Annotated in this window: 10 protein-coding genes and 1 pseudogene; 7 read left to right on the plus strand and 4 right to left on the minus strand. The window is 69.3% G+C overall.

All coding sequences use genetic code 11. The annotated features are described in order from the left end of the window. Positions 1-9 precede the first annotated feature (9 nt). Together AC1Q7H_RS33495 and AC1Q7H_RS33500 are read left to right on the plus strand one after the other, a co-directional pair. Positions 10-801, plus strand: coding sequence for an SDR family oxidoreductase (locus AC1Q7H_RS33495; protein ID WP_153953847.1), 792 nt, complete (start codon positions 10-12; stop codon positions 799-801). An 18-nt stretch (positions 802-819) separates the two neighbouring features. After that, positions 820-1,785, plus strand: a complete 966-nt coding sequence (locus AC1Q7H_RS33500) for a hypothetical protein (RefSeq protein WP_013952273.1) — start codon at positions 820-822, stop codon at positions 1,783-1,785. Between the two features lie 4 nt (positions 1,786-1,789). Here AC1Q7H_RS33500 and AC1Q7H_RS33505 read toward each other — a convergent pair whose 3' ends face one another. The 3 genes and pseudogenes from AC1Q7H_RS33505 to AC1Q7H_RS33515 all read right to left on the minus strand — a co-directional run bounded on the left by AC1Q7H_RS33505 (position 1,790) and on the right by AC1Q7H_RS33515 (position 4,681). Beyond that, entirely contained in the window at positions 1,790-2,890 is a 1,101-nt protein-coding gene (locus AC1Q7H_RS33505) for a 3,4-dihydroxy-2-butanone-4-phosphate synthase (RefSeq protein WP_153953845.1), read from the minus strand. A 15-nt stretch (positions 2,891-2,905) separates the two neighbouring features. Beyond that, positions 2,906-3,838, minus strand: a pseudogene (gene lipP1, locus AC1Q7H_RS33510) (LipP1 family hormone-sensitive lipase); the annotation flags it as partial. A gap of 33 nt (positions 3,839-3,871) precedes the next feature. Further along, positions 3,872-4,681 carry an SDR family NAD(P)-dependent oxidoreductase gene (locus AC1Q7H_RS33515; protein ID WP_041228802.1) on the minus strand — a complete coding sequence of 270 codons (810 nt, stop codon included), beginning with the start codon at positions 4,679-4,681 and terminating at the stop codon, positions 3,872-3,874. A gap of 399 nt (positions 4,682-5,080) precedes the next feature. Between AC1Q7H_RS33515 and AC1Q7H_RS33520 the strand changes: the two genes are divergently transcribed. Next, on the plus strand, positions 5,081-6,265 hold the full coding sequence (locus AC1Q7H_RS33520; RefSeq protein ID WP_153953843.1) for a helix-turn-helix transcriptional regulator: 1,185 nt from the start codon (positions 5,081-5,083) through the stop codon (positions 6,263-6,265). Positions 6,266-6,280: 15 nt separating this feature from the next. On the opposite strand, the gene AC1Q7H_RS33525 is transcribed toward AC1Q7H_RS33520, so the two are convergent. Then, positions 6,281-6,625: a VOC family protein gene (locus tag AC1Q7H_RS33525; RefSeq protein WP_211979688.1), complete on the minus strand. Its 345-nt coding sequence runs from the start codon at positions 6,623-6,625 to the stop codon at positions 6,281-6,283. Positions 6,626-6,836: 211 nt separating this feature from the next. On the opposite strand from AC1Q7H_RS33525, the gene AC1Q7H_RS33530 reads away from it, so the two are divergent. From AC1Q7H_RS33530 to AC1Q7H_RS33545, 4 genes are all read left to right on the plus strand, one after another. Next, complete coding sequence (locus AC1Q7H_RS33530) at positions 6,837-7,988, plus strand: LLM class flavin-dependent oxidoreductase (RefSeq protein ID WP_013952279.1); 1,152 nt, start codon at positions 6,837-6,839, stop codon at positions 7,986-7,988. Positions 7,989-8,263: 275 nt separating this feature from the next. Then, positions 8,264-9,457 carry an acyl-CoA dehydrogenase family protein gene (locus AC1Q7H_RS33535; protein ID WP_211979689.1) on the plus strand — a complete coding sequence of 398 codons (1,194 nt, stop codon included), beginning with the start codon at positions 8,264-8,266 and terminating at the stop codon, positions 9,455-9,457. Between the two features lie 26 nt (positions 9,458-9,483). Next, positions 9,484-11,238, plus strand: a complete 1,755-nt coding sequence (locus AC1Q7H_RS33540; protein WP_013952281.1) for an FAD-dependent oxidoreductase — start codon at positions 9,484-9,486, stop codon at positions 11,236-11,238. Continuing rightward, on the plus strand, positions 11,235-11,759 hold the full coding sequence (locus AC1Q7H_RS33545; RefSeq protein ID WP_013952282.1) for a flavin reductase family protein: 525 nt from the start codon (positions 11,235-11,237) through the stop codon (positions 11,757-11,759). The genes AC1Q7H_RS33540 and AC1Q7H_RS33545 overlap by 4 nt, the downstream gene beginning before the upstream one ends. Positions 11,760-11,772: the final 13 nt, after the last annotated feature.

Raw genomic sequence — 11,772 nt, forward strand, 5'->3', positions numbered from 1 at the left:
GACAACACCATGCTGTTGAAGGACAAGATCGTCATCGTATCCGGCATCGGCCCCGGGCTGGGCGTCAAGCTGGCCGTGGAGGCGGCGCGCGAAGGCGCCCGCGCCGTTGCCATCGCCGCGCGCACCGCGGCGAAACTGGACGACGCCCAGGCCCGCATCGACGCACTGGGCGCCGACTGCGAAGTGCTCAAGGTGGTGACCGACATCACCGACCGGGCCCAGTCCCGGCATCTGGCCGGCGAGACCATGCGCCGCTTCGGCCGCATCGACGCGCTGGTCAACAGCGCCTTCCAGCACGGCAACTTCCCCGAGCCGGTGGAAGCGGCCGACCTGGATGTCTGGCGCCAGGTGTTCGACACCAACGTGTTCGGCACCATGACCCTGACGCAGGAGGTGGCGGCGCTGATGAAGCCGCAGGGCGGCGGCGCCATTGTCATGATCAACACCCAGGCCACGCGCAAGCCGATGCCCGGCGAATCGGGCTACGCGGCGTCCAAGGGCGCGCTGGCAGTGGCGGTCAAGTACCTGGCGCGCGAACTGGGCCCGCATGGCATCCGCGCCAACAGCATCTTCATGGGCTGGATGTGGGGGGAGCCGGTGCAGGGCTATGTGCGCCACGCCGCGGCCGAGCAGGGCGTGAGCGAGGACACCGTGATCGCGCCGGTGGCCGCGCAGATTGCGCTGGGCCGCATGCCGACCGACGACGACTGCGCGCGCGCGGCGCTGTTTCTCGTGTCAGACTACGCTAGGGCCATCACCGGCGCTTCGCTGGATGCCAACGGCGGCGATTTCATGCCCTGAGTCCTGACCACACCTGCCATGACACGCTACTTTGCCTTCAACGGCGATGCCGACGGCCTGTGCGCCCTGCAGCAGCTGCGCCTGGCGGATGCCGGCGACGCCACGCTGGTCACCGGCGTCAAGCGCGATATCCGGCTGCTCGAGCGCATCGACGCCGGGCCGGGCGACACCGTGACCGCGCTGGACATCTCGCTCGAGCAGAACCGCGATGGCCTGATGCGGCTGCTCGGCGCCGGTGCGCGGGTGGACTACTTCGACCACCACCATGCCGGCGAACTGCCCGGGCATGCCGGCCTGCGCGCGCATATCGACGAGGGGCCGGAGGTCTGCACCAGTATCCTGGTCGACCGCCACCTGGACGGCTGCCACCGGCGCTGGGCGATCACCGCCGCGTTCGGCGACAACCTGGGCGGCGTGGCGCGCGCGCTGGCGGCGCAGGCGGGGTTGGGCGAGTGCGAAACCGCGGTGCTGGAACAGCTGGGCACGTGCCTGAACTACAACGCCTATGGCGAGTGCGTGGCGGACCTGCATTTCGATCCCGCCGAGCTGGCGCGGCACATGCTGCCGTTTGCCGACCCGCTGGCGTTCGCCGCGCAATGCGGGGCCTATGCGGTGCTGTGCGAGGGCTATGAGGACGACATGGCCCGCGGGCGCTGCCTGGCGCCCGCGCACGAAGTGCCCGGCGCCGCGCTGCTGGTGCTGCCGGACGCGCCGTGGGCGCGGCGCGCGATCGGCGTGCTGGCCAATGAACTGGTGCGCGGCCGGCCCGGCGACGCCATCGGCCTGCTCTCGCCGAAGTCCGGCGGCGGCTTTGCCGTCAGCGTGCGGGTGCCCGCGCACAGCGCCACCGGGGCGGCCGATTTCTGCCGCGGCTTCGAGACCGGCGGCGGCCGGCGCCTGGCAGGCGGCATCAACCACCTGCCAGACGCCGAAGTGGAGCGCTTCACGCGCAGCTTTGCCGATTGCTTCGGCTGCCGTTCCTGACAGTTCAGCACGGCGGCACGAACTCGGTGACCTCCAGGTCGAAGCCGGTGACGGCGCGATACGGCACCGGATGGCTGAGCAGGCGCAGCTTGTGCGCCCCCACATCGCGCAGGATCTGCGCCCCGACCCCCAGCGCGCGTTGCGCGAAGGCCGGCGCCGGCGAGGCGGCGGCCGGCGCTGCCAGCCGGTCCAGCCGCTGCTGCGGCGATTCACGTTCATCCAGCAGCACCAGCACCCCGCAACCTTCGGCGCCGATGCGCGCGAGCGAGCGCTCCAGGTTCCACGCGGGCTGGGCCGGCGTGCCGAAGCCCAGCACGTCGCGCTGCATTTCCACGGTCTGAACGCGTGTCAGCACCGGCTGCCCAGGATCGGGCTGGCCCAGCACCAGCGCCAGATGGAGCGCATCGACCGGCGTGTCATGGTAGGCGTGCACGGTGAAGCATCCGTAGGGCGTGGCCAGTTCCGTCGAATGCGTGCGGCGCAGTGCGCTTTCGGTCAGCAGCCGGTGGTGGATCAGCCCGCTGATCGAAACCGCCGGCAGGCCATGGTGCCGCGCGAAGGCTAGCAGCGCGGGGCCGCGCAGCAGGTCGCCATCGTCATCGAGCAGCATCGCATAGGCGCCGGCGGCGACGCGCCCGGCCAGCGCCGGCAGGTCGGAGCAGGCCTCGGCAAAGCCCGCGCGGCGCAGCACGCCGTCGGGCTGCGCCACCACCGGGAAGATGTGGCCGGGCTGGACCAGGTCATGCGGCTGCGCGCGCGCTGCCGCCGCCACGCGCAGCGTGAGCGCGCGGTCGGCGGCGGAAATGCCGGTGCTGACGCCGCTGGCCGCTTCGATCGACACCGTGTAGCGCTCGCGCTGGCGGTGGTTTGCGGCCATCGGCGGCAACTGCAGCAGCGCGCGGCGCGCCTCGGTGATCGCCATGCAGACCAGGCCGCGCGCCTCGGCGGCCATGAAGTTGACATCGGCCTCGCTGGCGCGTTCCGCGGCAACCAGGACGCAGCCAGTGGCTTCGTCGGTCTCGTCTTCGATCACCAGCACACGCTGGCCCGCGACCAGCGCCGCGAGCACGTCGGCCATCGGCGGCAGGGGGGTGGCGGGGCTCATGCTGCCTCCTGTCGGGCCACCAAAGGCCTGGCGCAGCGACGTAGCGGCCGCATCCAGCGCATCGCTGGCGGCATCGATCATCCCTTGCATGCTGATAAAACCGTGGAACTGGCCCGGCCAGCGGCGCACGGCGCCGCCGCCGCCCGCGCGCTGCAGGGCCTCGCCATAGGCCTCGCCCTGGTCGCGCAGCGGGTCGTATTCCGCGGTGATGATGGTGGCCGGCGGCAGGCCATGCAGCTCGCGCTGGTGCAGCGGGCTGGCGCGCACATCGGTGGCGTCGGCCGGATTGGCCAAGTACTGGGCGCGATACCAGTCAAGTTCCGCGGCGCCGAGGAAGTAGCCCTGCGCGCATTCGCGATAGCTGGCGCTGGCGGCCGCGGCGTCGCTGCAGTCCAGGTAGGGGTAGAGCAGCAGCTGGTGCCGCAGCGCGATGCCGCTGCCGCGCAACTGCTGGCAGGCCACGGCGGCAAGGTTGCCGCCGGCACTGTCGCCAGCCACAGCCAGCCGGGCCGGGTCGGCGCCCAGTTGCGCCGCATGCGCGGCGGCCCAGCGCACGGCCGCGACGGCGTCGTCGGCGGCGGCGGGGAAGCGTGCTTCCGGCGCGAGCCGGTAGTCGACCGACAGCACCAGCGCGACGCTGCGGCGCGCCAGGCTGCGGCAGATGTTGTCGTGCGAATCGAGGCCGCAGAGGACAAAGCCGCCGCCATGGAAATAGACCACGAGCGGCAGTGCCGTGCTGTCGTCGGGCCGGTACAGGCGGGCCTGCAGCGGGCCTGCGGCGCCAACGATGGTGAGGTCCTGCTGCGTGGCGACGGTGTCGCCGGGCGCGAACGCGGGCATGGCCGCCAGCGCGGCGCGGTAGTCGGCGGCGCGCAGGGTGGAAAAGTCGGGGCTGGGCATGGCGGCCATGGCTTCAAGCACGGCGCGGGCCTGGGGATCGAGCGGCATGGGGTCTCCTGGATTGCAGTGGGGAAATCGGTGTCAGAGCGCGAACGCCGGCGGGGTGCCGGCGGCAATGCCTTGCGCGCGCGCCAGCGCCGCTTGCACGGCCTGCTCGTGCGGCAGGATCCAGAACCGGCCGGCCGAGACCCCGTCCAGAATGTAGCGCGCGACCGCGTCCGGCGTCATGCCGGCGGCAATGCCGCTGCGCAGCGCGCCGTTCATCTGGTCCACCTCCTGCGGCCCGCCGCCGTCCAGGCCGGCCGCGATGCCGGTGGCCACCGGACCGGGGCAGACCACGGACACGCCCAGCGGCAGGCCCGCAGCCTGCAGCTCCAGCGCGAGCCCTTCGCTGAGCGCCACCACCGCTTGCTTGGACAGCGTGTAGGGGGCCAGCCAAGGCCCCACGGCGAGGCCGGCCATCGAGGCCACGTTGACGATATGGCCGGCGCCTTGCGCCGCCATGCGCGGCACGAAGCAGCGCAGCGCGTGCAGCACGCTCCACAGGTTGACGCGCATCACGTGGTCGAACACCTCCGGCGGCAGCTCCCAGCAGCGGCCGGTGGCGAGCACGCCGGCGTTGTTGACCAGCAGGTCGACACGGCCCAGGCGCAGGAAACTTTCCTCGCACAGGTGCTCGATCTGCCGCACGTCGCAGACATCGGTAGGCACGGCGATGACGTTTGCCCCCTGGCCGGCAAGCGTCTCGCGCACCGCTTCAAGCGCGCGGGCGTCGATATCGGCCAGCGCCAGCGCGTAGCCTTGCGCTGCCAGGGCCTGCGCGAGCGCGCGGCCGATGCCGCTGGCCGCTCCGGTGATCACTGCGGCCTGCTGCCGCGGGTCTGCCGCCATGGTCATGGTTCTCCGTGAAAAGAAGGCGGCGGGGATCGCCGCGCATGGCTGACTTGTAGCGGCAGCGCGGCGGCACGGCATCGTCTGTTTGGGTAGGAGGGCGGCGTCACATGGTGTCTAGGGGTTTGCCCTTGAACGCCCTGGATGGGTCTGTCCTTAGTCTGTTTGGAGTATGTGTTCGGCCCGCCGGCGCGTGAGGATTGGCCTGTCCCGCAAGACTAGTCCGGCCAGCGTTTGTAGCCGGTCTTGACTAGGGCAAACCATGAAGGCGGGGGCAAGCCGCGACCCCTATGCCGTCCCTATAATCAGGGCACAAAAAAGGGCCACAGAGCCCGTAGCAGGCCAGCGCCGACCCGGCAAGTCCGAAGCGCTGAGCACGCCACAATGGAGACAGAGGAAATGCTGATGGAGGTTAGCCAGAACCAGGCGACCGCACACCTGTTCGCACAGGCAACGGTGTCGCTGTCGGAGTTCAGCACATTGCTGGGCAATATCTACCAGGGCCCGATGGAGCAGGTGCCCTGGGGCAAGGCACTGGAACAGATCCGCCGCCAGCTCAACGCCAACTATTGCACCCTGATCCTGCGCTCGCCGGCCACGGACCGGCCCGGGCTGATGGTCAATGCGTCCGAACATGGCTCGACCTTGCCCGGCGAGACCTCCTACAACAACTACTACTACGCGCTCGACCCGTTCATCGGCCTGCCGTCGGACCGGGTGGTGACCATCGATGAACATCTCGGGCCCGGCGCCTGGTGCCAGAGCGAGCTCTACCAGCAGTTCCTCAAGGACATCGGCATCCGCTACATCCTTGGCGCAGACCTGCGTACCGATGACGGCGTCGAATGCCGCTTCCGCGTGTGCCGCGAGCATGACGGGCGTGACTTCTCCGCCGCCGACAAGGCGCTGTGCACCGCGCTGCTGCCGCACCTGAAGCGCGCGGTGGACCTGCACTCGCGCATCGACGTGGTTGAATCGGAACGCACGGTGTATGCCAGCGCCATCGACCGCATGCTGGTCGGGATGGTGATCCTGGACGAGTCCGGCGCCATCATCAAGACCAATGCCGCCGCCGATGAAATCCTTGGCGCCAAGGATGGCATCCGCGTCGCCAAAGGCGGGCTGGACGTGGAATACGGCCAGGAGAACCGCAAGTTCCAGCGCCTGCTGCGCCAGGCCATGATGGGCCACCTCGGCACCACGCCGGCGCTGATGGAGGCGATGTCGATCACGCGCCCGTCCGGCAGCGCCAGGCTGGGCGTGCTGATCCGCACCATCCCGCTCAGCGAGTGGTCCGAGGACAACCGCAAGCGCCCCGCCTGCGTGGTGTTCATCCGCGACCCGGAGCGGCGCTCGCAGGCCTCGCACGAGGTGGTGCGCCAGCTCTTTGACTTCACGCCGGCGGAGACGCAGCTGGCGCTCCAGCTGGCCAACGGGCTCACGCTCGATGAGGCCGCGGACGAGCTCGGCATCAGCAAGAACACGGCGCGCGCGCACCTGCGGGCGATTTTCTCCAAGACCGGCGTGACCCGGCAGGCCACGCTGGTGCGTATGCTGCTGAGCAGCGTGATTTCGCTGGGCTAAGCGACGTAACGCACGTCAAGGCTTTGCGCTGAGCACCAGCGCAAAGCCTTCCGGCGTTTCCAGCACCGCGCGCGTCTCATGCGGCCCCTGCGCCGCGGGCAGCGTCACGCTGGCGCCGGCACCCACCAGCCGCGCCATCGCCGCGGCGATATCGTCACCCTCATCCACCTTGAAGGCCAGCGCGGGCTGGTCCACCAGGCGTTCCTCGCCGGCCACCAGCGCCAGCGTCAGCGCGCCCGCGTCGAGCGCGCAATAGCGGCTTCCGTCGCGAAATTTCACCGGTAGTCCAAGTCCTTCCGTGAAGAACGGCAGCGCGGTGTCGATGTCCGCGACGGGGTAAAGCAGCAGCCTGGCTTGCATGATGTCCTGATCCTCCTGGTGAAAGCGGGCGTGATGCCCGTGGCCAATGATAGGGATGCTCCATGTCCTGCTCATAATCCAATCAGACGATGTTGCAACGCCTTGCGCCGACCACACTGCGATCACACAGGCCGCTTCGGGCCGGTGGCGCGGCAACCGGCGGCGCCCCGGCGGCGGTCCTGAACCATCAATGCCAGAGAAGGGGACTGCAATGCGTTTTTCACTGATCTATGAAGCCCAGACCGTCGATGCCTCGCGTGCCGGCGACCACAAGGTGTTCGATGAAATCATGGAACAGGTGGTGCTGGCCGAGGACATGGGCTTTGACGTGGTCTGGGCGGTCGAGCACACCGCACTGACCAACTATGCGCACATGAGCGCGCCGGAGACCTTCCTGGCCTTCGTTGCCGGGCGCACGCAGCGCATCGGCATCGGCCACGGCGTGGTGTGCCTGCCGCCGGCGATGAACCATCCGGTCAAGGTGGCCGAGCGCATCGCCACGCTGGACATCCTGTCCGGCGGCCGCGTGCACTTCGGCGTGGGCAAGGGCGGCACCCAGCAGGAGGCCGGCACCTTCGGCTACGACCTGAACAGCCTGCACCCGATGATCGACGAATCGATGTACCTGATCCCGAAGATCATGACGCAGGACGAGATCGAGCACGACGGCGAGTTCATCAAGATCCCGCGCCGCCCGATCCACCCCAAGCCGCGCCAGGACCCGCACCCGCTGATGTACCTGGCCTGCACCAATGCCGACACGCTGCAGCGCGCCGGCGCGCGCGGCATGGGCGCGCTGGTGCTCGGCTTTGGCGGCCCCGAGGATGTTGCCAGGAAGAACGAAATCTACCGTACCGCGTGGGAGACCCGCAAGCCGGAGGACCAGGTGGGCTTCCGCCCGCACCAGCACCTGGCCGCGCTGTGCCCGACCATCGTGCTGGAAGACGGCCTGGCCGCGCGCAAGATCGGCATCAAGGGCCAGCGCTATTTCATGGAGTCGCTGTCGTACTGGTATGCCGGCGGCGAGCGGCCGGACCCGTCCACCTGGGACGACGAGCATGTCACCGCCACGGACGCGCAGGGCAAGGCCGTCATCAACACGAAGTTCGCCTCCGAGAAGGTCTCGGTGGATTTCAGCGACCCGTCGATGATGATGCTCAACCCCAACCATGCCTACGGCACCGTCGAGGACTGCATCGGCTACGTGCAGCGCCTGATCGATTCCGGCGCCGACGAGATCCTATTCATCTGCCAGATGGGCACGGTGCCGCAATGGGCGCAGCTGGAAACCATCCGCAATATCGGCGAGCACGTGATCCCGCACTTCCGCAAGCAGGGTCGGAAGCTGCGCGCGCTGGCTTGATCACGGCTACGTCACGCTGCGGTTTTCTCCCCTCTCCCGCTTGCGGGAGAGGGGCAGGGGGTGAGGGTAGGCGGTGGCATACCGCAGGCCTTACTTCGCAGGACACGCCCGCCCTCACCCCAACCCTCTCCCGCAAGCGGGAGAGGGAGCACGCAAGCGGAAGCTGAAGGGCCTGAAGCACATAGCTAGTCCCAACAGACGATGGCACCCCGCCCCGCCGGTGCAAACATCGATGCCAGCCCAAGACAAAGCGACATAGCAACAAGGAGACCGCGGTGCATCACGACAACAATCCCAAGGAACTGGCGGAACGGCTGATCGCGCGTGCCGAACAGATGATTCCGGTGCTGGCCCAGCGCGCCGCGCAGGCCGAGGCCGAAGCGCGCATTCCCGCCGAGACCATTGCCGACATGCAGGCCGCGGGCTTCTTCAAGGTGCTGCAGCCCCGCCGCCACGGCGGCTACGAGCTCGATCCGCAGACCTTCTTCCGCATCCAGATGGCGCTGGCCAAGGGCTGCATGTCGACCGCCTGGGTCTATGGCGTGGTCGGTGTGCACAACTGGCAGCTGGCGCTATTCGACGAGCGCGCGCAGCAGGAAGTGTGGGGCAGCAACCCTGCCACGCTGATCGCCTCGACCTATATGCCGGTGGGCAAGGTCACGCCGGTCGAAGGCGGCTATCGCTTCTCCGGCCACTGGAAGTTCTCCAGCGGCAGCGAGCTGTGCGACTGGATCTTCCTGGGCGGGCTGGTGCCGCCGGCCGAGCCGGGCGGCGCCTATGACTACCGCACCTTCCTGCTGCCGCGCTCCGACTACAAGATCGTGCGCAACTGGGATGTGCTGGGCCTGCGTGCGACCGGCAGCCACGATATCGTGGTCGAGGACGTGTTCGTGCCCGATTACCGCACCCACCGCGCCGTCGATGGCGCCATGGGCACCAGCCCGGGGCTGGCGGTCAATGACGCGCCGCTGTACCGGCTGCCGTTCGCGCAGATCTTTGTGCGCGCGGTGTGCACCGCCTGCATCGGGGCGCTGGAAGGCACGCTCGATGACTTTGTCGCCTATGCCGACGGCCGCGTCAGCAGCAACGGTGGCGGCAAGACTGCGGAAGACGGCGGCGCGCAGATGGCTTGCGCCAACGCGCAGGTGGCCATCGACGAGATGCGAACCATCCTTGAACGCAACTTCGACGAGCTGCTGGCCGTTGCGCGTGAAGGCGGCCAGGTGCAGACCCCGCGCCGCCTGCATTTCCGCTACCAGTCCGCGCAAGTGGCCGAGCGCTGCGCGCAACTGGCCAACGGCCTGCTGCGCTATGCCGGCGGCAACGGCATCTACCGCAGCAACCCGATGGTGCGCCGTTTCCTCGACCTGCATGCGGCCCGCGCCCACTACGCCAACAACCTGGACCGCTTCGGCCAGAACCTGGGCGGCGTGATGATGGGCCGCGCCAACACTGACTTCTTCATCTGAGCCGCGCGCCGGCACGGAGACCCAATATGAGCCAGAGCAGAGCGCGCATGCAGCCCAGCGAGTTTGACGTGGTGGTGGTCGGCTCGGGCGCCGGCGGCATGCTGGCCGCCTGCCGCGCCGCGGACCGCGGACTGTCGGTGGTGGTGCTGGAAAAGAGCAGCCAGTACGGCGGCACCTCGGCGGTGTCCGGCGGCGGCATCTGGATTCCGCTCAACCACCATATCGCGCCGGCAGGTGGGCGCGACGACTACGCCACGGCGCTGGAATACATCCTGGCGTGCGCCGGCGAGCACGGCGATCCGCAGCGCGTGCGCGCCTATCTTGAGCAGGCGCCCCGCATGCTCCAGTACCTGGAGCAGCAGGCCGGCGTGCGCTACTACACGCTGCCGCGCTACGCGGACTACTTCCAGAAGGTTCCGGGTGCGATGCCGGGTTACCGCGCGCTCGACCCGATGCCGTTCGACGGCGCGCAGCTGCGCGAGGAATTCTCGCGGCTGCGGCCGCCGTCGCCAGGCACGCTGGTGGGCGGGCGCGTGGCCGTGACCTCGGCCGAGGCGCATGCGCTGCTGTGCCGCGCGCCCGGCTGGCTGGGCCTGGCGGCGCGCCAGTTTTCCCGCTACTGGCTCGACCTGGGCTGGCGCCGCAAGACCCGGCGCGACCGCCGGCTCACGCTCGGCAACAGCCTGGTCGGTGGCCTGCGGCGGGCCATGATGGACCGCGCGATCCCGCTGTGGCTCGATACCGCGCTGCAGGACCTGATCGTCGAGGACGGCACCGTCCGCGGCGTGCGCGCGGTGCAGGACGGGCGCGTGGTGGAGATCCGCGCGCTGCGCGGCGTGATCCTGGCCGCCGGCGGCTTCGAGCGCAACCAGGCCATGCGCGAACAGTACCTGCCGCAACCGACCCAGGCCGCCTGGAGCGCGACGCCGCCCAACAACACCGGCGACGGCATCCGCGCCGCCCAGGCCGCCGGCGCCGGCGTGGCGCTGATGTCCCACGTCTGGGGCGCACCCACCGTGCATGTGCAGGGCGAGGAAAAGCAGCGCGCGCTCTTTATCGAGCGCGCCATGCCCGGCTGCCTGGTGGTGAACGGGCAGGGCCGGCGCTTCGTCAACGAGGCCGCGCCGTATTCCGAGTTCGTGCCCGCCATGTACCGCGACCACGAGAAGACCGGCAGCAGCGTGCCGGCGTGGATGGTGTTCGACGCCACCTTCCGCCACAAATACCCGTGCGGGCCGATCCTGCCCGGCTCGGTCATGCCGGACCGCAGCATTCCGGCAAGCCTGTCCGGCATCCTGGTGCGCGCCGACTCGCTGGCACAGCTGGCGCAGCGGATCGGTGTCGATGCCGGCGGCCTGGCCGACAGCGTGGCGCGCATGAACCGCTACGCGGCCACCGGCGTGGACGAGGAGTTCGGCAAGGGCGACAACCTGTTCGATACCTACTACAGCGACCCGGCAGTGCAGCCCAACCCGTGCCTGGCGCCGATCGGCAAGGCGCCGTTCTACGCCGTGCGGCTCGATGCCGGCGACATCGGCACCAAGGGCGGCCTGGTGACGGACGCCAGCGCGCGCGTGCTGCGCGACGACGGCACCGCCATTGCCGGGCTCTTCGCCATCGGCAATACCAGTGCCTCGATGATGGGCACCAGCTATCCCGGCGCGGGCTCCACCCTGGGCCCGGCCATGACCTTCGGCTTTATTGCTGCCGACGTGCTCTCCCAGAACGCGCGCCAGCCTGCCGCCGCGCCCCATGCTCAAACCGTACAGGAGGCCTTATGAGCGCCAACCTCGAACCCAGCACCGCGCTGCGCGATGACATGCTGATGGCGATGCGCCGCATGGCGCGCTCGGTGGCGGTGATCAGCTGCCGCCATGGCGAGCGCCGCTATTCGATGTCCGTGACCGCGGTCGATTCGCTGTCCGCGGACCCGCCTTCGCTGCTGATCTGCATCAACCGCAATTCGTCGATCTACCCGCCGCTGGACGCCGGCGCGGACTTCTGCATCAACCTGCTGGCAGCCGACCACCGCGATATCGCGGTGGATTGCAGCGGCCGGCTCAAGGGCGAGGAACGCTTCACCAGTGGCGAGTGGGAGGACGACCTGCTTGGCGTGCCGTGCCTGCGCGACGCGCAGGCGAATCTGGTGTGCCAGCAGGATGGCCGCTTCGACTACGGCACGCACGCAGTCTTCATCGGACGACTGCGCGAGGTAAAGCTGGCTGGCGAGGTGTCGCCGCTGGTCTATGTCGACGGTGCCTATACCACGTCCGCGCCGCTTGGCGCACTGTGTTCGGCCTAAACCGGGAGCGCAA

Source organism: Cupriavidus sp. GW823-FHT06D04, from assembly GCF_058795055.1.

Excerpts from the sequence above, each read along its gene's own strand:
- AC1Q7H_RS33495 (WP_153953847.1), top strand. The coding sequence starts at position 10 with ATGCTGTTGAAGGACAAGATCGTCATCGTATCCGGCATCGGCCCCGGG.
- AC1Q7H_RS33500 (WP_013952273.1), top strand. The coding sequence starts at position 820 with ATGACACGCTACTTTGCCTTCAACGGCGATGCCGACGGCCTGTGCGCC.
- AC1Q7H_RS33505 (WP_153953845.1), bottom strand. The coding sequence starts at position 2,890 with ATGAGCCCCGCCACCCCCCTGCCGCCGATGGCCGACGTGCTCGCGGCG.
- AC1Q7H_RS33515 (WP_041228802.1), bottom strand. The coding sequence starts at position 4,681 with ATGGCGGCAGACCCGCGGCAGCAGGCCGCAGTGATCACCGGAGCGGCC.
- AC1Q7H_RS33520 (WP_153953843.1), top strand. The coding sequence starts at position 5,081 with ATGCTGATGGAGGTTAGCCAGAACCAGGCGACCGCACACCTGTTCGCA.
- AC1Q7H_RS33525 (WP_211979688.1), bottom strand. The coding sequence starts at position 6,625 with ATGCAAGCCAGGCTGCTGCTTTACCCCGTCGCGGACATCGACACCGCG.
- AC1Q7H_RS33530 (WP_013952279.1), top strand. The coding sequence starts at position 6,837 with ATGCGTTTTTCACTGATCTATGAAGCCCAGACCGTCGATGCCTCGCGT.
- AC1Q7H_RS33540 (WP_013952281.1), top strand. The coding sequence starts at position 9,484 with ATGAGCCAGAGCAGAGCGCGCATGCAGCCCAGCGAGTTTGACGTGGTG.
- AC1Q7H_RS33545 (WP_013952282.1), top strand. The coding sequence starts at position 11,235 with ATGAGCGCCAACCTCGAACCCAGCACCGCGCTGCGCGATGACATGCTG.